Source organism: Agrobacterium sp. 5Ca50, assembly GCF_055381905.1.
Map to the genome: position 1 here is coordinate 2,169,145 of NZ_AP026438.1, position 25,363 is coordinate 2,194,507.

The 25,363-nt window shown below is 55.9% G+C and carries 23 protein-coding genes; 12 read left to right on the forward strand and 11 right to left on the reverse strand.

Annotated features, from left to right (window positions below):
• Positions 1-23: 23 nt before the first annotated feature.
• From ACZ5FM_RS10670 to ACZ5FM_RS10685, 4 genes are all read left to right on the forward strand, one after another.
• Positions 24-1,001 (forward strand): DMT family transporter, encoded by a 978-nt coding sequence (locus ACZ5FM_RS10670; protein ID WP_275641640.1) that lies wholly within the window; start codon positions 24-26, stop codon positions 999-1,001.
• A gap of 16 nt (positions 1,002-1,017) precedes the next feature.
• Complete coding sequence (gene caiB, locus ACZ5FM_RS10675) at positions 1,018-2,223, forward strand: succinate--glutarate CoA-transferase (RefSeq protein ID WP_250981898.1); 1,206 nt, start codon at positions 1,018-1,020, stop codon at positions 2,221-2,223.
• The gene (locus tag ACZ5FM_RS10680; protein ID WP_464038650.1) at positions 2,220-3,872 is read left to right on the forward strand and encodes a thiamine pyrophosphate-binding protein; all 1,653 of its coding nucleotides are present in this window, start codon (positions 2,220-2,222) and stop codon (positions 3,870-3,872) included. Before caiB ends, ACZ5FM_RS10680 begins: the two co-directional genes overlap by 4 nt.
• A gap of 67 nt (positions 3,873-3,939) precedes the next feature.
• Positions 3,940-4,704 (forward strand): HugZ family pyridoxamine 5'-phosphate oxidase, encoded by a 765-nt coding sequence (locus ACZ5FM_RS10685; protein ID WP_464038651.1) that lies wholly within the window; start codon positions 3,940-3,942, stop codon positions 4,702-4,704.
• A 122-nt stretch (positions 4,705-4,826) separates the two neighbouring features.
• On the opposite strand, the gene ACZ5FM_RS10690 is transcribed toward ACZ5FM_RS10685, so the two are convergent.
• The 3 genes from ACZ5FM_RS10690 to ACZ5FM_RS10700 all read right to left on the reverse strand — a co-directional run bounded on the left by ACZ5FM_RS10690 (position 4,827) and on the right by ACZ5FM_RS10700 (position 6,548).
• Positions 4,827-5,168 carry a RidA family protein gene (locus tag ACZ5FM_RS10690; protein WP_192488487.1) on the reverse strand — a complete coding sequence of 114 codons (342 nt, stop codon included), beginning with the start codon at positions 5,166-5,168 and terminating at the stop codon, positions 4,827-4,829.
• A 66-nt stretch (positions 5,169-5,234) separates the two neighbouring features.
• A complete protein-coding gene (locus ACZ5FM_RS10695; protein ID WP_192488486.1) occupies positions 5,235-5,573 on the reverse strand; it encodes a protein tyrosine phosphatase family protein in 339 nt (112 codons plus the stop codon).
• A 138-nt stretch (positions 5,574-5,711) separates the two neighbouring features.
• Entirely contained in the window at positions 5,712-6,548 is an 837-nt protein-coding gene (locus ACZ5FM_RS10700; RefSeq protein ID WP_464038652.1) for an aldose 1-epimerase family protein, read from the reverse strand.
• 155 nt (positions 6,549-6,703) lie between these two features.
• Here ACZ5FM_RS10700 and ACZ5FM_RS10705 point away from each other — a divergent pair, with 155 nt between their 5' ends.
• Positions 6,704-8,083: a L,D-transpeptidase family protein gene (locus tag ACZ5FM_RS10705; protein WP_464038653.1), complete on the forward strand. Its 1,380-nt coding sequence runs from the start codon at positions 6,704-6,706 to the stop codon at positions 8,081-8,083.
• A gap of 82 nt (positions 8,084-8,165) precedes the next feature.
• Here ACZ5FM_RS10705 and ACZ5FM_RS10710 read toward each other — a convergent pair whose 3' ends face one another.
• Positions 8,166-9,398, reverse strand: a complete 1,233-nt coding sequence (locus ACZ5FM_RS10710) for an MFS transporter (protein WP_464038654.1) — start codon at positions 9,396-9,398, stop codon at positions 8,166-8,168.
• 105 nt (positions 9,399-9,503) lie between these two features.
• Here ACZ5FM_RS10710 and ACZ5FM_RS10715 point away from each other — a divergent pair, with 105 nt between their 5' ends.
• Positions 9,504-10,298 carry an AraC family transcriptional regulator gene (locus ACZ5FM_RS10715; protein ID WP_259144114.1) on the forward strand — a complete coding sequence of 265 codons (795 nt, stop codon included), beginning with the start codon at positions 9,504-9,506 and terminating at the stop codon, positions 10,296-10,298.
• Positions 10,299-10,359: 61 nt separating this feature from the next.
• On the opposite strand, the gene ACZ5FM_RS10720 is transcribed toward ACZ5FM_RS10715, so the two are convergent.
• The 7 genes from ACZ5FM_RS10720 to ACZ5FM_RS10750 form a co-directional block, all read right to left on the reverse strand.
• Positions 10,360-11,076 carry a ParA family protein gene (locus ACZ5FM_RS10720; RefSeq protein ID WP_250981905.1) on the reverse strand — a complete coding sequence of 239 codons (717 nt, stop codon included), beginning with the start codon at positions 11,074-11,076 and terminating at the stop codon, positions 10,360-10,362.
• 308 nt (positions 11,077-11,384) lie between these two features.
• Positions 11,385-11,765: a hypothetical protein gene (locus ACZ5FM_RS10725; RefSeq protein WP_464038655.1), complete on the reverse strand. Its 381-nt coding sequence runs from the start codon at positions 11,763-11,765 to the stop codon at positions 11,385-11,387.
• A gap of 14 nt (positions 11,766-11,779) precedes the next feature.
• Complete coding sequence (locus ACZ5FM_RS10730; protein ID WP_312945387.1) at positions 11,780-12,925, reverse strand: iron-containing alcohol dehydrogenase; 1,146 nt, start codon at positions 12,923-12,925, stop codon at positions 11,780-11,782.
• On the reverse strand, positions 12,922-14,310 hold the full coding sequence (locus tag ACZ5FM_RS10735) for an aldehyde dehydrogenase family protein (protein WP_250981908.1): 1,389 nt from the start codon (positions 14,308-14,310) through the stop codon (positions 12,922-12,924). The genes ACZ5FM_RS10730 and ACZ5FM_RS10735 overlap by 4 nt, the downstream gene beginning before the upstream one ends.
• Before the next feature lie 112 nt (positions 14,311-14,422).
• Positions 14,423-15,793, reverse strand: a complete 1,371-nt coding sequence (locus tag ACZ5FM_RS10740) for a glutamine synthetase family protein (protein WP_464038656.1) — start codon at positions 15,791-15,793, stop codon at positions 14,423-14,425.
• Between the two features lie 72 nt (positions 15,794-15,865).
• Positions 15,866-17,365: an amino acid permease gene (locus ACZ5FM_RS10745; protein WP_250981910.1), complete on the reverse strand. Its 1,500-nt coding sequence runs from the start codon at positions 17,363-17,365 to the stop codon at positions 15,866-15,868.
• Positions 17,366-17,586: 221 nt separating this feature from the next.
• Positions 17,587-18,378 carry an N-formylglutamate amidohydrolase gene (locus tag ACZ5FM_RS10750; protein ID WP_275641651.1) on the reverse strand — a complete coding sequence of 264 codons (792 nt, stop codon included), beginning with the start codon at positions 18,376-18,378 and terminating at the stop codon, positions 17,587-17,589.
• A 178-nt stretch (positions 18,379-18,556) separates the two neighbouring features.
• On the opposite strand from ACZ5FM_RS10750, the gene ACZ5FM_RS10755 reads away from it, so the two are divergent.
• From ACZ5FM_RS10755 to ACZ5FM_RS10780, 6 genes are all read left to right on the forward strand, one after another.
• Positions 18,557-19,435, forward strand: coding sequence for a MurR/RpiR family transcriptional regulator (locus tag ACZ5FM_RS10755; RefSeq protein ID WP_464038657.1), 879 nt, complete (start codon positions 18,557-18,559; stop codon positions 19,433-19,435).
• A gap of 298 nt (positions 19,436-19,733) precedes the next feature.
• Positions 19,734-20,840, forward strand: coding sequence for an ABC transporter substrate-binding protein (locus ACZ5FM_RS10760; RefSeq protein ID WP_192488473.1), 1,107 nt, complete (start codon positions 19,734-19,736; stop codon positions 20,838-20,840).
• Positions 20,841-20,937: 97 nt separating this feature from the next.
• A complete protein-coding gene (locus tag ACZ5FM_RS10765) occupies positions 20,938-21,828 on the forward strand; it encodes an ABC transporter permease (protein WP_192488472.1) in 891 nt (296 codons plus the stop codon).
• Positions 21,825-22,607, forward strand: a complete 783-nt coding sequence (locus ACZ5FM_RS10770; RefSeq protein ID WP_192488471.1) for an ABC transporter permease — start codon at positions 21,825-21,827, stop codon at positions 22,605-22,607. The genes ACZ5FM_RS10765 and ACZ5FM_RS10770 overlap by 4 nt, the downstream gene beginning before the upstream one ends.
• Before the next feature lie 10 nt (positions 22,608-22,617).
• Complete coding sequence (locus ACZ5FM_RS10775; protein WP_464038659.1) at positions 22,618-23,679, forward strand: ABC transporter ATP-binding protein; 1,062 nt, start codon at positions 22,618-22,620, stop codon at positions 23,677-23,679.
• A gap of 249 nt (positions 23,680-23,928) precedes the next feature.
• Positions 23,929-25,260 carry an MFS transporter gene (locus ACZ5FM_RS10780; protein ID WP_250982388.1) on the forward strand — a complete coding sequence of 444 codons (1,332 nt, stop codon included), beginning with the start codon at positions 23,929-23,931 and terminating at the stop codon, positions 25,258-25,260.
• Positions 25,261-25,363: the final 103 nt, after the last annotated feature.

The following is a 25,363-nucleotide window of genomic DNA, read 5'->3' on the forward strand; positions in this document are numbered from 1 at the left end:
TTCGCACGTTGAAAGAAACACCAATGACATCGAAAATGGCCCGCGGAAAAACAGCAACTCAAGCGACAGCTCTGGCATCCGGCAGTGTATCCACCGGGCTGTTCATGATGTTTGCCGCGGTGATGATTTCCCCGATCATCGACATTTTCGCCAAGCTGGCCATCACGACCGTTCCAGCGATTGAAATCAGCGCGGCGCGTTTCCTGATCCAATCGCTTGCAGCCGTGCCTTTTCTCATCATGCGACCGCATCTGTTCTCAATGTCCTGGCGCTCAACAGGCTTTCACATCGTTCGTGGTGGCATCCTTGCCCTGTCGATGATCAGTTTCGTTGCCACGCTGGAATTCATGGAAGTGGCAGATGCAATTGCCATCTTTTTCGTTGAGCCAATCATTCTGACCATTCTCAGCAGCATCATCCTGAAGGAAGCCATTGGCTGGCGGCGTTACACCGCCTGCGCCGTCGGCTTTTTCGGTGCGCTGCTGGTCATTCAGCCCAGTTTTGCCGAAGTCGGTTACGTTGCGCTTCTGCCGGTTCTTTCGGCATTCTGCATTGCCATTTTCGCCATTCTGACTCGCATCGGTTCGCAGAAGGAAGACCCGTGGAGCATGCAGCTTCAGTCCGGCATGTGGGGTTTCCTGTTCTGCGCCCTTCCAATGTTGTTCAGTGACATGCTTGGCATGCCCGGCATTGCCTTCACCTCGGCCGATACCACAATCCTGCTTTATCTCTTGGGTGTTGGTGTTTCAGCCACCCTATCAGGCATTCTCGGCGTTTACGCCTATCGCGCAGCCCCGGCCTCGATGCTGGCCCCGCTGCAATATCTGGAAATTGTTTCTGCGACGATCTTTGGCTGGCTGGTGTTCAACCACTTCCCGGATGCCATCAAATGGCTTGGCATCGCCATCATCGTAGCGTCGGGCCTCTACATCATCTGGCGGGAACGCCGCTTTGCTTCAAAGCCAGTCTCCAATGTCGAGACCACACCGCTGACCCCATGAGATAATGACCCTAGACATGACCCAGCAGACACATGATAGACAGCCGCCACTTAAAGGCATCCGCGTTATCGAACTGGCCCGCGTTCTGGCCGGGCCATGGGCGGGACAGATGCTGGCGGATATGGGCGCCGATGTCATCAAGATTGAAAACCCAGATGGCGGTGATGATACCCGCGCATGGGGACCACCCTTCGTGGAAAGTGTTGATGGCGACAATCTCTCGGCCGCCTATTATCACGCCACCAACCGCGGCAAACGGTCGATAACCGCTGATCTGCGTACCGTCGAAGGCTGCGATCTCGTTCGCCGTCTGATCGCAACCGCAGATGTGGTCATCGAAAATTTCAAGCGTGGCGGGCTTGTCAAATATGGGCTGGACTATCAAAGCCTGAAAGCGCTTAATCCGAAGCTGATCTATTGCTCAATTACCGGTTTCGGCCAAACTGGCCCCTATGCGGATTTCGCCGGTTACGATTACATCGTGCAGGGCATGTCAGGTTTCATGTCAATCACCGGTGAACCGGATGGACAGCCTATGAAGGCGGGCGTTGCCGTTGCCGACATCTTCACCGGCATTTATTCGGTGACCGCCATTCAGGCAGCCATCATCCACGCGATGCGCACCGGACAGGGCCAGCATATCGACATGGCCCTGTTGGATGTTCAGTCGGCCGTGCTGGCCAACCAGAACATGAACTATCTCATTTCTGGCAAGCCTCCGGTGCGTCTTGGTAATGCCCATCCCAACATATCCCCTTACGAGGTGGTACCAACAGCCGATGGTTTCCTTATTCTGGCCGTTGGCAATGATGGCCAGTTCAGCCGCCTGTGCAAAATTCTTGGGCTTGCCGACATCGCCAGTGACGAGCGTTACGCGACCAACAAGGCGCGTGTCGCCCACAAGGCAGATGTACGCCGCATCATCTCCACCGAAACCTTGAAGTGGCAAAAGCGCGATCTGCTGACCGCCTGCGAGAGCAATGCGGTGCCAGCCGGCCCGATCAACTCGATTGAAGAAATGTTTGCCGACCCGCAGGTAGAGGCGCGCGGCTTGCGGGTTGATCTGCAGGCCGCAGACGGCACCACCATCCCCGGTGTCCGCACCCCTATCGTGCTGTCCGAAACACCATTGCAATACGAACGCCCCAGCCCGCGTCTTGGCGAACATCAGGCTGATGTGCTGGCTGAACTGGAAGAGATCGAAAGGAACATGACGCCATGAAAAGAACCGGCGGACAATTGATTGTCGAGGCACTGAAGGCCAATGGCGTAACACGCGTTTCCTGCGTTCCCGGCGAAAGCTATCTCGCCGTTCTCGATGCGCTCTATGAAAGCGGCATTGAGACCATTGTGTGCCGCCAGGAAGGCGGCGCGGCAATGATGGCCGACACCTGGGGTCTTCTGACGGGCCAACCCGGCATCTGCATGGTAACCCGTGGCCCCGGTGCCACCAACGCGTCAGCCGGCCTGCATATCGCCATGCAGGATTCCATTCCGATGATCCTGTTCATCGGTCAGGTGCAGCGCGATGCGCGTGAACGTGAAGCCTTCCAGGAAGTCGAATATCGCCGCGCCTTTACCGAATTCGCCAAATGGGTGGGCGAGATCGATGATGTCAGGCGCATTCCCGAATTTGTAAGCCGCGCCTTTGCCGTTGCCACCTCCGGCCGTCCCGGCCCTGTTGTGCTAACACTGCCCGAGGATGTGCTGGTTGAGGAATTCGACGCACCGCAGGCCAAGCCATCGATGCCGGTCGAGGCGCATCCTGGTGCATCACAGATTGCTGATTTTGCCGAGATGCTGAAGGCAGCCAAACGTCCTCTGGTCATTCTTGGTGGCACCCGTTGGACGGAAGAAAGCGTGGCACAGTTCCAGGCTTTTGCTGAAAAGTTCAAACTGCCGGTCGGCTGCTCTTTCCGCCGCCAGATGCTGTTTGATCATCTGCACCCATCTTACGCCGGCGACATCGGCATTGGCGTCAATCCAGCACTTGGCAAAGAGGTCAAGGAAGCCGACCTCATCGTGCTGCTCGGTGGGCGTTTCTCCGAAATGCCGTCCTCCGGCTACACGCTGCTTGATATTCCATATCCCGCGCAGAAGCTGGTGCATGTCTATCCGGACCCGGATGAACTCGGTCGTGTCTACCGCCCGGATCTGGCCATCTGTGCCAGCCCGAAGGATTTTGTGGCGGCCCTAGGTAAGCTTGAGGCACCGTCCAATCCCGTCTGGGAACAACGTACCGTTGCCATGCACGAAACCTACCTCAAGTGGTCGACCCCACCCAAGACAGGCCCCGGTTCGGTTCACATGGGACCGATCATGGAATGGATTGAGGAAAACACCCCGAAGGATGCCATTTTCACCAATGGCGCTGGCAACTACGCCACATGGCTTCACCGTTTCCATCGCTTCCAGCGCTTCAACACCCAGTCTGCGCCAACATCCGGCTCGATGGGTTACGGTCTGCCGGCTGCCGTTGCCGCCAAACATCTGTTCCCGGAGCGCGAGGTCATCTGCTTTGCCGGTGATGGTTGTTTCATGATGCATGGCCAGGAATTCATCACGGCCGTGCGTTACGGCCTGCCCATCATCACGCTGCTGGTCAACAATGGCACCTATGGTACCATCCGCATGCATCAGGAGCGGGAATATCCCGGGCGCGTCAGCGGCACGGATCTGGTCAATCCGGATTTTGTGGCTTTTGCCAAGGCCTATGGCGGCCATGGTGAGCTTGTCGAAACCACCGATCAGTTTGCACCGGCGTTCGAGCGCGCACGCGCCAGCGGCAAACCGGCAATCATCGAAATCAAGCTGGATGCGGAAGCCATCACGCCGACCCGCACACTGACGCAAATTCGCGAAAAAACCTGATACTTGGCATGGACAGGTTTCCGGAATGGTGCAATTCCTGCGGTCAAATAAACCAACAGGAAGCGCCATGCCGGAAGCACAGTCCCCAGTGATTACCCCAAGAGGAATGAAGATCGAACCAAGCGCCGGTGCCCCTTTTGAAGCGGTGCGGGTATCTAAAACGGTTCTTCATACTTGCCGGTTTGCAGCACTGGCGACCATTGATCCCGTCAGTGGATATCCCTACACCACCGTCACCAATATCGCGATTGAGCCTGACGGCACGCCATTCTTTTTTGCAGCCCGTCTGACACTTCACGCCCGCAACATCGAAGCCGATAACCGCATTTCCCTGACGCTTGCCCCGTTTGGCAAAGGTGATGCGCTGACGGAACCTCGCCTGACACTGGTCGGTCGTGCTGTCTTGATCGGCGCGGATGAATTTGAAACGGCAAAGGCCGCCTATCTCGCTCGTTACCCGAAATCCAAGCTCTATCTGTCACTTCCCGACACGTTGCTGTTCCGGCTGCAGGTTGAGGGCGTGCAGATCAATGGCGGGCCAGCACGCAATGCCAGTAACATTACACCTGTAGACCTGCGGACCGACCTCTCCGGGACCGACGCGCTGATGGCTGGCGCTGCCGACGAAATCGAACGTCTCAACGCCATCAAGGGTGAGGCCACTCGGCTGGCGTCGCTCGCCGGCAAAAAAGCCGGCACCTGGAAAATCACGTCGATTGATCCTGAAGGTATCAGCCTTGCGGCCTCGTCCGATCTGGCGCGGCTGTGGTTTGCGGACCGTGTCGAAACATTGAATCAACTTGCAAAGGCGTTGAATCAGGATTCGAAGTAACAGTAACAAGGGATTCACAAACAACGACAATCCCTGAGCGAACCCCCTCGATAACCTCATAAAAAAGGCCGGTCAGCATGACACTGACCGGCCTTTTCTTTTTGATTGTTGCGATCAGCGACTTAGAGCGCTGCCGTCACGATAAACTCAACCTTGTAGTCCGGCGTTGCCAGAGCAGCCTCGCTGGTTGCGCGTGCTGGCGGGTTTGCCGGGTCGATCCAGCCTTCCCAGACAGCATTCATTTCGCCGAAGGTCGACATGTCGGAGAGGTAGATGATGGTCTGAAGGATCTTGGATTTGTCGGAACCGGCAGCAGCCAGCAGACGATCAACTTCAGCCAGTGCAGACTTGCTCTGCTCGGCAACCGACGAACCTTCACCAACCTGACCAGCCAGATAAACAGTGTTGCCGTGAACGACTGCACCGCTCATACGCTTGCCGGGTTCGATACGCTTGATGCTCATGAAAATGCTCCTGTTATAAGCTTATGAAAATTCCCTGCCCCATCTCGGGCAACGTGCAAAAACGGCTTAGCCGCGCAGATGATGGGTCTTGTCGTAGATGGCAGTCGAGCGCGCGCCAGAGCGGCAGTAGCCCAGCATCGGACGCTGCAATTCGTCAAGCGCATCCACCATCCCGGCAACAGCTTCACCATCGACACCGTTCCGACCAACCGGCACATGTGCAATGGTCAGACCCAGTTCTTCCGCCCGCTCGGCAATATCGGCAAACAGAGGCTGGCCCTCTTCTTCACCGTCTGGGCGGTGGCAAACGATGGATTTAAAGCCGAGCGCCTTGATCTGATCCAGATCGGCAACGCTGATCTGGCCGGTCACTGAATATTCATCGTCAATACGTCGGATATCCATCTTCAAATCCTCCTGAAATGCCTTGGCTCGGCAAGCCTTTCGGCCCTTCGCCTCTAAAATTGAAGTGCCAAGGGTGTAAGGCGAATTGGCCGGTGCGTCAATCGACAAGCAACTGCCAGCACCGGGTTTAAAACCGCATCAGGCTATGTGGAAACGCAAACCGTATGACCGCGTTTCGCCCGGCTGCAACATGTTTAACTCGCCACTGTCGGCAAGCTCCTCACGGCTGACCCAGCGGTGCGAAACCGGCTCGATGCCAAGCACATGGGCAGGCGCCTTCTGGTTACGCCACATTTGTAGATAAGGCAGAGTATCGGTGCGGAACTGCACTGTCAGGCTCTTGCCGCCAAGCGAGGCAATCGGCCCCAGACGAAGCGTTGCCCACGCCTCCTTGCCGGCGGCTGGCACACAGAACACGCTGCCGGGCTCTTCGCCAAACCGCCAGTTGAAGCCACCATCCTCCAGCATGTCGCCTTCGAGCTGCACATTGTCATCGAACAGCCGTGCACCGACATTCATGTGGTACATCAGAAATACCGGTTGCACCGTATCACTGGTGTTGGTGATCGTGTCGTCCAGCGCCACTTCACCGGTTGCCCCGTCAATCGTCCAGACACGCTGCAACAAGGCCGTGCCACCATTGGCCAACCGCACCGGAATATCCGCTGCGATCCTTGCCCTTTTCTCGCCGACGTCCCAGGCGGTTATCTCTGCCGGGTGGGATGAGAACGAGCCATGCAGCGGATATTTGCGGCCCTCGGCATCGCCCTCAATCAGCTGCGGATGGCGAATGTGGTCAGGGCCACAGGTGAACAGGAAACCTTCCAGCGAGTGATCGATGCGCGGGTCGCCATCATCAGGAATAGCCCTGCCCGGTGCTATATTGATTCCCTCTACAATGCAGGAACCGATGTCCAGAACCGACGTTTCATCCAGATGAATAACTGGCGATTTACCTAGTTGAATGTCTCGCATACGGCCTCTCACTGGCAGTTGAACTATATTTTACCGTGAACGTGCACTGAGACATGATGAAATTAACGTAACGTTCACTTCGAATTCATCTTTTTCACAATAGGGTCAATATTGTGTTGTGTAGGTGGATGAAAAGAGTGAGGAAAAGCGGAATCGTGAAACAGTTTCTTAAAACAACTTTTTTCGTGGCTGTTACCACTTTGTCCGTCTTGCCGTTCAGTTTTGCTGACGCGCAGGACCGCTATCGCTATGCCACTCAGGAACAGCCACTGCTGGTGACGCCGGATGGACGCGTGCTTGATTTCATTCCGCAACGCAGTGACATCGTCATCAGCCGCGACCGCATGGGCCGCACCGTTTTCTATGATAGCTATGGCAACCTGCTGGCCACGGAAATGCCGCCGGAGGCTATGCGCAGGCAGCAGCCTTCCCGCGAGACCTATTATCCGCCAGCACCTGGCCACTCCCAGCGCGATATCGGCTATTACGACAATGGTAGCGTTCGTGATTACCGCGAATATCGCAATGATGGCACAGACCGTGACGTCTACACCGGTTCCGTGCCCGCACCTGGCGCCATTGAAAGCGCACCGCTGGAACAGCCAATGCCCGGTGAAAGCACGACAGCCGCCGTTCCGCAGCCGGATCGCCTGATCGAGCGCCACGCGCCGGTTACCGCACCGACCAATCGTTCGCGTCAGGAAATTGTCGCACTTCAGACATTCCTCGACCGTGAAGGCATCTCGCCCGGCGTCATCGACGGCAAGATGGGCTCCAACGTCACCAAGGCCATTTCGGCCTGGCAGGACATGACTGGCGAAACACTGGACCCGAACAATTCGGAAGACATTCTGGAGCGCTTGCGCATGTCCGGTGGCATGGCCATCGTCAACTACACGATCACCGCAGCCGATGCTGCCGGTCCGTATGTTGCAGCCATTCCTGACGACTACAGCCAGAAGGCGCAGCTTCCTGCCATGTCGTTTACCTCGGTCACGGAATCGCTGGCCGAACGTTTCCACATGGATGAAACCTATCTGAAAGAGCTGAACCCTGGCGTTGACTTCACGGTGCCCGGCTCGATCATCAAGGTCATCGATCCCGGCAAACCGAAGGCCGGCTCGGTTGCGCGCATCGTCGCCCACAAGGGCATCAAACAGGTATTCGCCTATGACGAAACCGGCACGCTGGTCGCTGCCTATCCGGCCACCATCGGTTCTTCTGACACACCGTCGCCAAGCGGCATTCACACCGTTGAACGTATCGCGCTGAACCCCGGTTATACCTACAACCCGAAAATCAACTTCCAGCAGGGTCAGAACACTCAGATCCTGCAGATCCCGCCAGGCCCGAACGGTCCGGTTGGCACCGTCTGGATTGCCCTGTCGAAACCGACCTACGGCATTCATGGCACACCGGAGCCATCCAAGATCGGCAAGACCAACAGCCACGGCTGTATTCGCCTGACCAACTGGGATGCCACCGAATTGGCCAAGATGGTCAAGCCCGGCGTGGTTGTGGAGTTTGCCGAATAAGGCCTCCAACCATTCTCACGACATAAAAAAGGCGCGACACTTGTTAGGTGTCGCGCCTTTTCTTTTGTCTTCGTGGAGGCCGTCAGACCTTGATCTTGTGTCTGCGACCCTTGCCGATATCCGGCAGCAGCACTGTCAGCAATCCAAGCAGTGGCAGGAATGAGCACACCTGGTAGACGTAGACGATGCCCTTGTGGTCCGCCACCACGCCAAGTGCCGCAGCACCGATACCGCCAATACCGAAGGCGAAACCAAAGAACAGTCCTGCAATCATGCCAACCCGGCCCGGCACCAATTCCTGTGCAAACACTACGATTGCCGAGAAGGCCGATGCCATGATCACACCGATGATAAATGTCAGGACAATCGTTGTGTTGTAGCCGACGTAAGGCAGCACCAGCGTAAAGGGCAGCGCACCAAGGATCGAGAACCAGATCACGAATTTCGTGCCGAACCAGTCAACAACTGGTCCACCAGCAACCGTACCAATGGCAACGGCGCCGAGGAACACGAACAGCAGGATCTGTGCGTATTGCACCGACACGTCGAAACGCTCGATCATGTAGAAGGTGTAATAACTCGAAAGGCTGGTCATGTAGAGGTACTTCGACAATACCAGCAGTGCCAGAACGGCAATGGCCTTCATGACCTTTGCGCGGGGCAACACGATAGCCGGTGCAGCAGCCATACGCTTTGCGGTGGCAACACGTTGCTGCGAATACCATCTGCCCACCTGGAACAGAATGATCATGCCAGCCAATGCCGCAGCAGAGAACCACGCAACGCTTTCCTGTCCGCGCGGCAGCACGATGAACGCAGCCAGCAACGGTCCAAGTGCCGAGCCAAAATTACCGCCCACCTGAAACAGTGACTGCGCCAAACCATGACGGCCACCGGACGCCAGACGTGCAACACGCGAGGATTCCGGATGGAATACCGCAGATCCCAGACCCAACACACCGGCTCCCAGCAGCAGTACGGCATAAGAATGCGCATAGGCCATCAACAACAGGCCGATCAGCGAAAAGCCCATGCCGACCGACAGCGAATATGGCAGCGGACGTTTATCGGTATAGATACCGATCAGCGGCTGAAGCAGCGACGCAGTGACCTGAAACACCAGTCCAAGTAGACCGATCTGCGTGAAGTCGAGCGCATATCCGTCCTTGAGCATGGGATAAAGCGCCGGGATAAGCGACTGCATCGTGTCATTCAGCAAATGACAGAAGCTGACAGCCATGATGATGCCGAAGACCGTTTCTTCCGCTTTGTGTGTTTCCAGACCTACTGAGTTATTGGCCACTTTCGTCTCCATTATTTGACATAATCCAATAAGAGGATTGTGGCACCCCCGCTTTCGTGTTTTGGTCCATTTATTACGCGAGTGGGCCAAATGCAGCAAAAGAAGCCACAAGAAATAATGGGACCCCGCAGCAAGCACTATGACAGACTGTGGGCGATAGAGACTGCGGCGGGTCCGGTTCACACCTCACCCAACCATTACAGTGCCGGCGATCTGGTTGAACGCCACAGCCACAAGAGAACACAATTGCTTTATGCGCGCTCCGGCGTGGTGCTTGTCACCACCGATCAGGGTCGCTGGATGGTGCCACCTGAACACGCCTTGTGGATACCACCGGGTGTCGAACATTCCGTGGAGATGTTAGGTGCCGTAACCATGCTGTCGCTTTATCTTGATGCCAGTGCCGTGCCTGACCTCCCCGCCTTCGTGCGCGTGGTTAGCATAACCGGTCTGGCACGAGAGCTGATCATCGAAGCCGTGCAACCGCCATCGGACGACAACAGCCGCGAACGCGCCGAGCTGATCCTGCCGCTGCTGTTGAATGTCGTGGCCAAACTGCCGGACATTTCGCTCGGCCTGCCATTCCCAGAGGATCCCCGCCTTGCTGCCTTGTGCCGTCGGTTCATAGTCAACCCGACGCCGGATCTCATCATAGATGTCTGGGCAAGGGAACTGTCGATGAGCAGGCGCGCCTTTACCCGCGCTTTTCGCCGCCAAACCGGCCTGTCACTGTCCGTGTGGCGCCAGCAGGCCTGCCTGTTTGCAGCATTACCGCGCCTTGCGGCCGGTGAAGCCGTAACCACTGTGGCGCTTGATCTCGGTTATGGCAGCATTCCAGCCTTCACCACCATGTTCAAACGCATGTTGGGCACCTCTCCCCGCTCCTACCTCACCTCGCACAGCAATCACTGAAAACAAAAACGCCCGCTGGTGATGCAGCGGGCGAATATCTGTGACTGAACTGGGAGCCGTATCAGGCAACCTTGCGTCTCAGAATGCTGGGAACGTGAGGTACGCTACGCACAACCCTGACCGGCAAAAGCCGCAGGATTTCCTTGGCAAGCGACTGGGCGTTTTCTTTTGCCTTGTCGAGGTTGCTGACCTTGAGTGGATCGAGACCCAAGAGCGTACCGCCATAGTCGAAAATGTCTCGATACGCCGCACGCTCGGCAATCGCTGTGTCGAGCACGCGCACGTTTTTGGTCGCCAGAAGGCCTTTGACCAGCAGCAGCGAACGGGTGGTGATCATCGCATTGACGCGCGTCAGCACAACCGAATGATCAATCTTTCTGCCGGTCTTTTCGGTGAGGAATTCAATCAGTTCCAGAACCTGCGCGCCACCGCGCGCATCCATGGCACAGCCCTGAATGGGAATGACGACATGGTCGGATATGCCAAGCGCCATCGTCAGCAACGGGCTGCGGGTGCCAGGCATATCAATGATAAAACAGTCCGTATTGGCTTTGTTTTCTCGGATATGGGCCTCAAGCGACGAACTCGTGACGTGCGAGATAACCGAGAGGTTTGGGATATGCCCGGAAAGTTCGTGCCAGCGGGAGATCCAGTGCTGCGGATCGGCATCAAGGATGGTGACGCGATGGCCCATACGGGCAAGTTCGGTTGAGAGCAGGAGCACGGCGGTGGTTTTACCGGCGCCACCTTTGGTATTTGCGAATGTAATGACTGGCATGGAGCCCTCGAAGTGATGCAGAGCCTAATTTCATCGCTCCTGAAGGCACCTCACGCTCATGGTGCCAGCCCATATTCTTAACGATTATGGTTAATGAACCGGAAATTTTGGAAAGATTGTAAATTTGCCAAAACGCAAGATCATCGCGAAAAACTGCTGGGGCATCATGCACAAGGCATTGTTACATAAACGCTTTCTGACACAAAACGACAAAAGGCCGTATAGGTGTTCCCCCCATACGGCCCTCATATTCCAACCGCGAAATGCAGTATCGATGCCTTAAAGGTCCAGAATGCGCTCGCCTGTTTTTATGCCTGCTTGCGGCAAGAGCCGACATCTGAGGCGCGTAAACGTCCGGCCTTCAGGTCTTCATATTGCGGCAGGCTGGTATCCGGACCTCCGATATTGGCCTCATAGGTCGCACGATCGATGCTGATTGTGCGGCCGCTGCTGGTAAAGCCGATCATGCCCTTTTTGCCGGAATAGGCCACCCCAACCTTCATTTCGCAGAAGTAGCGCGTCCCGCTTTTCATAAAGGTCCAGCCCCAGATACCTGCCTTGTTTTTGGCAAGTGGTCCGACCGCATAATCCTGTCGTGTCAGGCTTGTGAAGCTCTCTGCTTGCGCACCGGCTGGCAGACAAAAAAGCGCCACTGCAATCAGTGGCGCAAAAGTAGAGTATTTGAACATTATGGATTTGGCTTTCAGAAGCAGTCTTCGAACAGTTTTTTGGTGTTTTCCAGTGTCATCGGCACCGGATTACCGCCGCAGCTTGGGTCCTTGATGGCTTCGGCTGTCAGCTCATCAATCCGGTCTGGCTTGATGCCCATTGCCGTCAGATTTTCTGGCACACCCAGCTCTTTGCGAAGCTCAAGAACGTAATTGTAGAAACCGTCAAAGCCACCCTCAATGCCGAGATAGGCTGCCGCGCGAGCAATCTTGTCTTCAATGGCGGGGCGATTGAAGCGCAGCACCGCCGGCATCACCACCGCATTGGTCATGCCGTGGTGGGTGTTGTAGACAGCACCGATCGGGTGCGACAGCGAATGGATGGCACCAAGCCCCTTCTGGAAAGCAACAGCGCCCATGGCGGCTGCCGCCATCATATTGGTGCGAGCTTCGATATCGCTGCCATCCTTGTAAGCGCGCGGCAGATATTCCTTCACCAGACGCAGACCTTCCAGCGCAATACCTTGGCTCATTGGATGGAAGAACGGTGACGAATAGGCCTCAAGGCAATGGGCAAAGGCATCCATGCCGGTACCGGCGGTAATCATCTTCGGCATACCGACCGTCAGTTCCGGATCGCAGATAACAACGCCGGGCAAGAACTTGGGATGGAAGATGATCTTCTTCACATGGGTCTTGGAGTTGGTGATAACACTGGCGCGGCCGACCTCTGAGCCGGTACCTGCTGTGGTCGGCACGGCAACGATCGGGGCGATGCCGTCTACATTGGCACGTGTCCACCAGTCGTCAACATCTTCGAAGTCCCATACCGGCCGGGTCTGGCCAGCCATGAAGGCGACCGCCTTGCCAAGATCAAGGCCGGAGCCGCCACCAAAGGCAACAACGCCGTCATGACCACCGTCCTTAAACGCCTTTACACCGGCTTCAAGGTTGATTTCATTCGGGTTCGGGTCAACTTCGGCAAAGATCGCACGACCAAGACCTGCCTGCTCCAGAATATCCAGTGCATGGCCGGTAATTGCCATGCTTGCCAGACCACGGTCGGTTACCAGCAGTGGCCTCTTGATGCCCAGTGTCTTGCAGGCATCCGCAAGTTCCTTGATCCGTCCACGGCCCAGCTTGACAGCGGTCGGATAGCTCCAGTTCGCGACAATATTCATTTCGTGACTTTCTTCAGATGGTAGGATTTCGGACGGGTCAGGTTCTGGAAACCGATGACCGACAGTGAACCGCCACGGCCGGTTTCCTTCACGCCGGTCCAGCACAGAGCAGGATCGAGGTAGTCGGCCCGGTTCATGAACACGGTGCCGGTTTCAATCTCGCGACCAATCCGCCCTGCCCGTGCCGGGTCTTGCGTCCACAGGGATGCGGTCAGTCCGTATTTGCTGTCATTCATCAGTGCGATGGCTTCGTCGTCATTCTTGACCTTCATGATGCCGACGGCAGGACCAAAGGTCTCCTCAGTCATGAACTCCATGGAGTGATCGACATTGACCAGGATCTGCGGCGCGACATAGGCGCTTTCACCATCATCGGCAGCAAACAGCTTTGCATCGACCAGCGGCTTTGCACCCTTGGCAACCGCATCGGCAATCTGCTGACGCACTACCTTGGCAAAACGCTTGTTGGCCATCGGGCCCAGTGTCGTTTCCTGCTCCAGCGGATTGCCGAGTTTGTAATTGGAAACCCAGGCAACCGACTTTTCGACAAACGCATCGTAAAGCGCTTCATTGACATAGATACGTTCGATGCCGCAGCAGCATTGGCCGGAATTATAGGTCGCGCCATCCATCAGCGTATCGACCGCTGCATCAAGATCGGCATCTTCCATGACATAACCGGGATCCTTGCCGCCAAGCTCCAGACCAAGGCCGGTAAATGTGCCAGCCGCAGCCCGCTCGATGGAACGACCGCCTTCAACCGAACCGGTAAAGTTGACGAAGTTGAACAGCCCTTCGGAGATCAGGGCAGACGTGGTGCCATGGTCCAGAAACACATTGATAAACACGTCTTCGGGTACACCCGCCTCGACAAAGGCACGTACCATGCGCTCACCCACTAGCAGGGTCTGGGCGGCATGTTTGATGACGATTGTATTGCCAGCCATCAGAGCCGGCGCAACCGTGTTGATCGCAGTCATGTAAGGGTAGTTCCATGGTGCGATAACAAACACGACACCATGTGGTTCGCGCTCAATGCGACGTTCGAAATTGCCGCTTTCTTCGATCACCAGCGGCGCCAAAGCATCAGCCGCAATCGAGGCGACGTAATTGGAGCGCTCGTTGAAACCCTTGAACTCACCACCATAACGCACGGGGCGGCCCATCATATGTGCCAGTTCCGGGACCACCTCACCGACCATTTCATTGAGGCGTGCCACGCCCTTCAGCACCAGTTGCACACGGTCCTCAAGCGGACGCCGCGCCCAATCCTTCTGTGCATTGCGTGCTTTGGCAACGGCAGCCCGTGCCGCGTCCAGCGACAGCGCCTCGCGTTCGGCATACACCGAACCGTCAATGGGGGAGATATTCTGGATCATGACCATGATCGTTTTCCTGTGTTAATGAAGCGGGCGGTGAAAACGGCATGTTGTTACCGCCCATAGTCTTTCCTCGGTATCGGGCCGAAACCGCGTCGCAGGTGACGGCCCGACAAATTTACGCTCGCTCAAAACCGCGCGCGACTTCCCAGTCGGTAATGCGCCGGTCGTATTCCTCCTGTTCCCACTCGGCAGCGCGCACATAGTGGTCAACCACTTCATCGCCAAAAGCAGACCGCAACATGGCAGATGATTTCAATTCCGCAGTTGCTGCGCGAAGGGTGTGTGGAATTTCCCGCACCTCTTTTGCTCCGTAAGCATCTCCTACGAAAGCAGGCTCCAATTCAAGTTTCTTCTCAATGCCATCAATGCCTGCGGCAATCAGCGCCGCCATGGCGAGATACGGATTGAGATCGGAACCACCCACCCGGCACTCGACGCGGATCGCCTTGCTGCCTTCACCGCACAGGCGATACCCTGCCGTGCGGTTGTCCTTGCTCCAGATAGCCTTGGTTGGTGCAAACGTACCAGCCATGAACCGCTTGTAGGAGTTGATATAGGGCGCAAGGAAATAGGTAATCTCGCTGGCATGCGCCAACAGACCCGCCATGTAATGCTTCATTGTGTCAGACATTCCATGCTCTGCCCCCTTGTCGAAGAAGGCTGGCGTCTTGCCATCAAGGCTCCACAGTGACTGATGAATATGTGACGAACTGCCGGCGGAATTATAATTCCACTTGGCAAGGAAGGTGATGGCCTTGCCCTTGGACCAGGCAATTTCCTTGGCCGCATTTTTGATGATCGAATGGCGGTCGGCCATGGTCAGCGCATCGGCATAACGCACGTTGATTTCTTCCTGACCGGGCGATGCCTCACCCTTGGAATTTTCCACCGGAATGCCTGCTCCCTGCAGCCCCTTGCGCAGGGCCCGCATCACATCCTCCTCCTTGGTGGTCTGGAAGATGTGGTAATCCTCGTTGTAACCGCTGGCGAGGTGCAGATTGCGATATCCGCTTTCACGCGCCGCATCATAGGTCTGGTCGAATAGGAAAAACTCAAGCTCCGTTGCCATGAAGGGCTTCAACCCCATCTCGGCCAGTCGCGCCACCTGCTTTTTAAGAATGGCACGCGGTGAATGCGGCACCTCTGCATGAGTGTGATGATCCAGCACGTCGCACAGTACCAGTGCCGTGCCTTCCAGCCATGGCACGCGCCGCAGCGTCGAGAGGTCAGGCTTCATGGTATAATCGCCATAACCCTTCTCCCAGCTTGTCGCCTTGTAGCCGGCAACAGTCTCCATCTCCATGTCGGTCGCCAGCAGGTAGTTGCAGCTGTGCGTTTCTTCATGGGCACTTTCCACGAAAAATTCCGCCTGAAAACGCTTGCCCATCAGGCGGCCCTGCATATCAACCAGACATGCCAGCACAGTATCGATACGCCCTTCGGTCACGTCTTTTTTCAGTTCATCGAATGTATAGGTGGCGGTCATTTTTTATCTGATCCCTCAATCGAAAGGAGACGGCCCGAATTATGGGCCGTCCGTTTCTTTTATTGGCGTGCGTCAAGCACGCGTAGCGGCCTGCTTGTGCTCCAGAGCAAACTCTTCTTCCGGAGACAGGATCAGACGATGACGGCCGACCAGTGCGAAATACGCAATGGCAATGGCAAACCATACGGCCACCCAGACAACACCCTTTGAGAAGTTAGGGTCCTGAACCTGATACAGCAGGGTTACGACAGCAATGATGATGGTCAGCACGGCTCCTGGAATACCGACTGGAGAACGGAATGGCCGTTCAATGTGCGGCAGATTGCGGCGAAGCATGATGAACGAGATCGCCTGCATGATGTAGGAGAACATCGCACCAAACACCGCCATGTTCAGCAGCACGCTGCCGATGATGCTGCCACCCTGGTCTGCGCCCAGCGAGAACCAGATTACCAGCATTACGCTGAGACCGACGAGAGCACCGGTCAGCATTGCAACATGCGGTGTCTTGAACTTCGGATGAGTGACAGAAAGTGCTGTCGGGAAGTATCCGGCACGCGACAGCGAATAGATCTGGCGTCCCTGCGCATAAAGGATCGTGTGGAAGCTGGCGATCAGACCGGTCAAGGCAACGAGACCGAGCAGAACCACGCCACCGTCACCATAGACGGCCTTGAAACCATCTAGCAGCGGCTCAAGCGACGAACCGAGATGGAAGGCACCCACGCCTGGCAGCGATGGGTTGAGCAGCACGATCATGAATGCCGAAATCATCAGAGTGATAATGCCGAGAATGATGCCCTTCGGCATATCACGCTTCGGATCGACAGATTCCTCGGCCGCCAGCGGCAACTGTTCGATGGCAAGGAACAACCAAACGGCAAACGGCAGCGTGGCCAGAACACCGGAAAAACCGAATGGGAAGAATGATCCATTGCCCTCTGGCAGTTCAACCGCAGCGCCATCAGGCCCGACGCCGATGTTCAATGCCCAACGCGAAAAGTCCATGTTCGGAATGGCGCTGATCCAGAAGAACACCAGAACACCGAGCGAAATCAGCGTGATGACCAGCGTTACCTTGAAGGAAAGCTCAAGCCCGAAAATGTTGAGAGCAAGGAAGATGACGTAGAACAACACCCATAAGAAGGGTGAATAGACGGGATCGAGCCCAAGGATTGAGTTCACATAGGCTGTGATGAAAGTCACGATAACGGCGGGGGTGAGAACATATTCGACGTTCTCGCAAAGGCCGGTGATAAATCCGCCCCACGGACCCATGGCTGTGCGGGCAAAGGAATAGGCCGCACCGGTATGCGGCAATGCCGGGCTCATTTCAGCAATGGAAAGAGTAAGGCCGAGATACATGACGGCGATAATTATGCCCGCGACGAGCATGCCACCCCATCCGCCGGTGGAGAACCCGAAGTTCCAGCCGGAAAAATGCCCTGAAATAACCGCGCCAACCCCAAGTGACCAAAGTGACCACACACCGGCGTAGCGTGAAAGTCCTCGTTTTTCGAAATAGGAAGCGTCCGCTTTTTTATAGCTGACGCCTGCTGATGAACTGTCCATGCTCTTCTCTCCTGAAAAAGAAAAAACAGGCAGTCAGCCGGAATGGCCGATTTTGCCCCAGTTGATTGGGTGCGTTCGGAACGATTGATCCGCTAGCGCCCATGCGCATTTACTGTTCCCCTGCAGCACTTCGCGCCTTTTCGGCTGTCTGAACGTGCGGCAGTATTTCCAGTGTTCTTATTGCGAGTGCGGATCTTTGCCCGCCATCTCCCCAGATTGTTTCATCGTGCCAACGATGACAGTGCCTGTTTCACAAGTCTCGCCACAAAATCCGCGGCAGCTTCCTGCTCCTTTTCATCCCTGATGAGATCGTTGCGAATTTCGATCATCACGTTGAGCAAACCTTCCGGCAGTGCGTGCAGGCGCAATGTGTGCGTCACGCCATCTTCCGGTCCGTAAGGCTGGTTTCTTTCCACCTGATAGGATTTACCCCCTTCAGGAGAATCACTCTTTGCCGCCGCCAGCATTCCATCGGCCAGACGGCTGTCGACGTCATGAAGAATGCCGACCTGAACCTCACGGAGCTGGCCGTAATAAACAGGCGTGAAGCTGTGAATGGTCACGATGACAGGCTGACGCCCCTGCGACAGGCGGGCGGCAATAATGTCATCCACCTGCTCGTGAAACGGCATGTACACAGCCGATGTGCGGGCAAAACGCTCGGCATCGGAAATCTGCCGATTACCCGGTATTTCATAAATCTCGCTGGAAGACGGCATTGCTGCCACGGATTCCGGCGGGCGGTTGCAGTCGTAAATCAGCCGGGAATATCGTTGATAAACAAGGGTTGCATCAAGCTTGCCCACCAGCAGTCTGGAGACCGCCAGTGCGCCTGGGTCCCAGGCAATGTGGCTGGACAGCACATTGGCATCCAAGCCTAGCGTGCCAAAATACTCCGGAATTTCCCGTGACGCATGTTCGCAGATCAATAGCACATCACCGACGGCATCCGCGTTTTCCACGGCGACAGTGTCACCCTCAGCATCAGTGAAAAACCGTGAACGCAAAGTCATGCAAAGAACCCCGCCAGATCATGCCACGTCCCTACGCAGCAAGAAAAGAATTCTTCACCATTCACATTCTGTCAATGAAATTCTGAAAGAATCTTTTCAAGTTTTCGATTGACTCCCCCAACATCCCCATTGTTAATCTGCAAATCCAGACCGGCAAAAAGACCGGAGGGGGAACAATTTGCAAAGTGCAGCGGCAACCGTATCGGATGTCATCCATAGCCATTATGAAAACCTGACGAGAGCTGAAAAACAGCTCGCGGAAAGCCTGCTTGCCAACTACCCCGTCTCAGGACTGGGCAGCATAACCACGGTCGCGGAAAACGCTGGCGTCTCGACGCCGACCGTTGTGCGTATGGTGCAGAAGCTTGGCTTCAAGGGATATCCGGAATTTCAGGCAAGGTTGCATCAGGAGCTGGAAGCGACGATTTCCGGGCCGATCGCCAAACATGACCGTTGGGCATCCAATGCTCCCGGCCTGCACATTCTCAACCGCTTCGCTGATGCCATTACCAGCAACCTGCGCGACACGTTGAGCGATCTTGACACCGCCTCTTTCGACAATGCCGCTGCGCTGCTGGCAGACCGCAAGCGCAGCCTCTATTTCGTGGGTGGCCGTATCACGGGATCGATCGCGGAATATTTCTTCACCCATATGCAGGTCATCCGCCCGAAAACGACGCTGATGTCGTCCAACTCCAGCTCATGGCCGCAATATATGCTGAACATGAGCGCCGGTGACGTGCTGGTGATCTTCGACATCAGGCGTTACGAACATGACATGGCGACCCTTGCTGAGGTTGCCCATGCCAATGGCGTCAGCATTCTGCTGTTTACCGACCAATGGACCTCCCCTGTCGCAAAACATGCACTGCATACGTTTAGGGTGCGGATCGAAGCGCCGTCCGCGTGGGATTCGTCCGTTGTTACTCTGTTCGTTGTTGAAGCCCTGATCGAAGCCGTTCAGAGCCGTTCATGGGACGAAACAAAGCAACGCATGAACGCGCTGGAAGGACTTTTCGAGCAGACACGTCTGTTCCGCAGGCCCGACAGAACATGAACATCAGTCAGAATGCATATTCCTTGACGAAAATTGCATCTGCTGCTTGGATAACCTTACAACGCTTCCGGCGCGTGATGGGGAGAACATAAGCCGGAATAGACGCCTTGAAATTTTTCACTGAACAAAAAAATATTTTTCCGCTCCATGGGTTGCAACAAAACGCAAAGATGGCGGAAAAAAGGCGAAAAGCGGCGGAATCCGGATAAGGCCAACGCAATCTGATCGTCACATTAAGTTCACGTAACGGAAGTATCAGCGTCCGCCGACGCCTGAGAAACACGAAGAGGAGAAAAAAGTGATCTCTAACAGCCGCCGCCTGCTAGCACTGTCTACAGCCATTGTGATCGCCTCCACGGCCGTCGCATCTGCTCAGCCAAGTGCAGAACTCATCGAAGCAGCCAAGAAGGAAGGCATGCTTACTACGGTCGCACTGCCACACGACTGGTGTGGTTATGGCGATGTCATCGCAGCCTTCAAAGCCAAGTATCCAGAGATCACCGTCAACGAACTGAACCCAGACGCCGGTTCCGCTGACGAAATCGAAGCCATCAAGGCAAACAAGGACAACAAGGGTCCGCAGGCTCCTGACGTTATCGACGTCGGTCTGGCTTTCGGTCCACAGGCAAAGGCTGAAGGGCTGTTGCAGCCTTACAAGGTTTCCACCTGGGACGAAATTCCAAACGAAGTTAAGGATGCCGAAGGTTACTGGTACGGCGACTACTACGGCGTTATGTCCATCATGGTGAACAAGGATCTCGTATCCAACGTTCCAACCGACTGGGCTGATCTGCTGAAGCCGGAATATGCTGGCCAGGTTGCTCTTGCTGGTGACCCACGTGCTTCCAACCAGGCTATCCTCAGCGTTCTGGCTGCTGGTCTTGCTTCCGATGCCAAGTCTGGCAAGGACGCCGGCGAAGCTGGCCTGAAGTACTTTGCAGAACTCAACAAGGCTGGCAACTTCGTACCAGTTATCGGCAAGGCCGGTACGCTGGCACAGGGCGCAACCCCGATCGTCATCGCGTGGGACTACAATGCTCTGTCCTGGGCAAAGACACTGAATGGCAACCCTCCGACAGAAGTTGTCGTTCCTGCCAAGGGCGTTCTGGCTGGCGTTTACGTACAGGGTATCTCGGCTTACGCGCCACACCCGAACGCTGCCAAGCTTTGGATGGAACACCTGTATTCTGACGAAGGTCAGCTCGGCTGGTTGAAGGGCTTCTGCCACCCGATCCGCTTCAACGCGATGGCAAAGGCCAACAAGATCCCTCAGGATCTGCTTGATGCCCTGCCACCAGCAGCTGCTTACGAAAAGGCATACTTCCCGACCCTTCAGGAAGTTGACGACAACAAGGCCGCTGTAACCGCTGGCTGGGACAGCGTTGTCGGCGCAAACGTTCAGTAAGCATTGATACAAGCCGCCCCGGCCATTGCGTGCTGGGGCGGTTTTTATAAAATTGAAGCAAGAGACCGCATCAACTGCGGCGTTTGGGGCACACGGCATGTCATCAGCCAACACTGGCGCGACCCGGCAGACAAGCAAGCGACCTCGTCTTCCGCTTGATTGGCTGGGCGTTGTACCTTTTCTTATATTCGTTGTTCTTTTCCTGTTTTTGCCGACGATGAAAATCGTCATTGGCGCTTTTCAAAATCCTGATGGCAGTTTTACGCTGGATAATATCAAGGGGCTCTACACGCCCTCGATTATCGCCGCTTACTGGATTTCCATCAAAATCAGCATCGCCTCGGCCCTTCTCGGCTGCCTGATCGGTTTTGGTGTGGCCGCAGCCGTTGTGCTGGGTGGCCTGCCCAACTGGATACGTAGCCCGCTGCTGACATTTTCCGGTGTTGCTTCGCAGTTCGCCGGTGTGCCACTGGCCTTCGCCTTCATCGCCACACTCGGCCCTGTTGGTCTCGTCACGGTTTTCCTGAAAACACAGCTCGGTCTTGACCTGCGCCTCATGGGCTTCAACCTGCTGTCGTTCTGGGGCCTGACCATCACCTATCTGTTCTTCCAGATCCCGCTGATGATCCTCATCATCACCCCTGCCCTGGATGGTTTGAAGCGCGAATGGCGCGAAGCCGCCGAAATCCTCGGCGCCAGCGGTTTCCAATACTGGCGCATGGTTGCATTCCCCATCCTGCTGCCATCCATTCTCGGCACCATGTCGCTGCTGTTTGCCAACGCCTTTGGCGCTGTTGCAACGGCTATCGCATTGACCGGTTCATCGCTGAGCATCGTGCCTATTCTGTTGTTTGCGCAGATCCGTGGCGACGTTCTCGGCAACCCGCATCTGGGTTACGCACTTGCATTCGGCATGATCGTACTGACCGGCATTGCCAACGCGCTTTATATCTGGCTGCGCGCCCGCAGCGAAAGGTGGCTGAAATGAAGCGTATTTTTGCCTGGGGTGCGCTGGTTTTCGGCATTCTATATTTTGCCCTGCCGTTGATCGGCATGACAAACTTTTCCATGAAAATGCGACGCGGCGAATATTCCTTCGACGCTTACGCCAAGGTGCTTGGCGATCCGCGTTTTCAGGAAACCTTCAGCTATTCTGTCATGATGGCGCTTTTCACGATCGTGTTCGGCGTGTTGCTCGTGGTTCCGACTGCCTATTGGGTGCGACTTAAACTGCCAGCGCTTCGCCCTTACGTCGAATTCGTCACGCTGCTGCCACTAGTTATTCCAGCCATCGTTATCGTGTTCGGTTACATCCGCCTTTACAACACCTCGAGCTGGCTACCGCTGACCGGCTCAGCCTTCGGCACCGACCTGTTGTTGATGTTCGGATATGCAATACTTGCTTTGCCCTACATGTATCGTGCTGTCGATACGGGTCTGCGTACCATCGATATCGGCACACTGACTGAAGCCGCCCAGAGCCTGGGTGCGGGATGGTTTACCATCCTGTCACGTATCATCCTGCCAAATGTGCTGGTTGCCGTTCTGTCAGGCGCATTCCTGACATTCGCCATCGTCATTGGTGAATTCACCATGGCAGCGCTTTTGAACCGCCCCGCCTTCGGACCTTACATGCAGTTGCTCGGCGCCAACCGCGCTTATGAGCCTGCCGCCCTTGCCGTGATTTCCTTCGGCATTACATGGGGTTGCCTTGGTCTGATCCAACTCGTCTCACGCTACCAGAAGGGCGCGCCTCCAAAGGCCTGAGGAAGATTTTATGAGCTTTTTGACACTTCAGAACATTAAAAAATCTTTTGGCCCGGTGCAGGTCGTCCATGACTTCAACATGGCGATTGAAAAAGGTGAGTTCATCTCGTTCCTCGGCCCATCGGGATGCGGCAAGACCACTATCCTGCGCATGATCGCCGGTTTCGAGACACCGAGCGACGGCGACATCGTCATCAACGGTCGCAACCAGACGACATTGCGGCCAAACCAGCGCAACATTGGCATGGTGTTTCAGGCCTACGCCCTGTTTCCAAACATGAACGTGTTTGAAAACGTCGCATTCGGCCTCAAGGTCGCTGGCAAGCCAAAGAGTGAGATCGACGCACGCGTCAAGGAAATGCTGGCGCTCATTCACCTCAAACATCTGGCAGACCGTTACCCCTATCAGATGTCCGGTGGTCAGCAGCAGCGTGTTGCCTTGGCCCGTGCTCTTGCGCCAAAGCCGGAAGTGCTGCTGCTCGACGAACCGCTCTCGGCTCTCGACGCCAAGATCCGCGTGTCGCTACGTGAAGAAATTCGCCAGATCCAGCGTCAGCTAGGCATCACCACCATTTTCGTGACCCACGATCAGGAAGAGGCCTTGTCCATTTCCGACCGCATCGTGGTGATGAATGCCGGCCGTGCAGACCAGATCGGCACGCCGTTTGAGGTTTACAACAAGCCTGAAACCCGCTTCGTGGCGTCCTTCGTTGGCACGCTCAACATTCTTGAGGCAACGGTGGTTGACCCTGCCAGCGCCACGGTCAAGATCGGCGAAACGACACTGAAGTTGGCAGAACCGATTGCCACTCACAAACAGGGCGACAAGATTTCGCTGGCGCTTCGCCCAGAAGCCGGAACGCTGTCTGCATCGGAAAACAAAGATTCGTCGATTTCCGGGAAGGTGCTGAGCAGCAACTTCCTCGGCTCGGTCATCCGTACGCGCCTTGATGTCGCTGGCCACAAAATCTCGTTCGACATGTTCAATAATCCCGGCATGCAGCCACCAGAACATGATTCTGTCGTTACCTTGTATTTCGACGCACGCGACCTTCTCGTTATCCGCGAGTAGGAAATACAATCGATTTAAACAGGCTTTGCGCCGCTTTTGTTCACCATCGAGCAAAAGCGGCCAGAAACCGCTTGTAATCCCCCTGACGATGCCGCATTCAACCGCCCGGACAGTGAGTTTCAGACATTCCGCCCATGCCACCATGCGCCGGACAGTCTCCTCAATGTTGTATGCGCAATCCATTGCCATGACATAATTCAAACGAGCGGCGGGTTGCGTGGGGTCACCTACGAAGAGAACGGCATCATCATGTCTCCCACCACGACACCGGCGGCTGCCCGCCCCCTGAATTCACAGGATTACCGTACACTTGGCCTGTCCGCCCTTGGCGGCGCGCTTGAGTTTTACGACTTCATCATTTTCGTCTTTTTCGCCACCGTCATCGGCCACCTGTTCTTCCCGGCCGACATGTCGGACTCGGTGATCATGATCCAGACCTTCGGTATTTTTGCTGCCGGTTATCTCATCCGCCCGATCGGTGGCATCGTACTTGCCCATTTCGGTGACCGTTATGGCCGCAAGCGTGTGTTTGCTTTCTCCATTCTGCTGATGGCGCTTTCGACGCTCGGCATGGCGCTGATGCCAACCTACGCATCAATTGGCATTGCTGCCCCGATCATGCTGGTTATCCTGCGCATGTTGCAGGGCGCTGCCATTGGTGGCGAAGTACCGGGTGCCTGGACATTCGTGTCTGAACACGTGCCATTCCGCCGTGTTGGCCTCGCCTGCGGTTTCCTGACGTCTGGCCTGTCGCTCGGCATCATGCTCGGCTCGCTCATCGCGACAGCGATCAACAGCATTTTCACGCCTGAGGAAGTTGCCGCTTACGCCTGGCGCATTCCGTTCTTCATCGGCGGCATCTTCGGCCTCGTTGCGGTTTACCTGCGCCGTTGGCTCGAGGAGACCCCGATCTTCAACGAGATGAAGAAGTCGAAGTCGCTGTCACGCGACCTGCCACTTGGCACCGTTTTGAAGAACCACAGACGCGGCGTCATCATTTCCGCCCTGCTGACCTGGGTTCTGTCTGCGGCAATCGTCGTCACTACACTGATGACCGCTACCTTCCTGCAGAAGCTTTATGGCTACTCGGCGCTTGAATCACTGGCTGCCACCAGCTTCGGAACGCTGTTCCTGATCATCGGCGTCATTCTGGCCGGAGCACTGGTCGACAAGATCGGCAGTGGTCGTTTCTTCATGGGCGCCAGCGTGTTTTTCGGTATTGCCACTTTCACGTTCTACAGCTTTGCCGGGACCTCGCTTACCGCCCTTTTCGGACTTTACGCGGTTATGGGTTTCTCGGTCGGTATCGTCGGCGCTGTACCATACGTGATGGTCCGTGCCTTCCCGGCATCGGTACGTTTCTCCGGCATGTCCTTCGCCTACAATGTCTCCTACGCGATCTTTGGCGGCCTGACACCCGTCGCCGTCACGACCGCGCTGGCTTACACCCCGATGGCTCACGCCTGGTATCTGGTGTTCATCGCCGTTCTGGCCTTTGCCATTGGTGTCTACCTGCATCTGCGTGGTGACGAGGTGGAAAGCCATGTCGGCATTGAAGAACTGGAAACACTGCGCGCCTGATCAAGCCGCCGCTTCGCCGTCCCAAAGGGGCGGGGCGAATACAGTCTTTTAGACAACAAAAAAGGCGCGAAGTTTTTCGCGCCTTTTTCTTTTCCTTCAATAC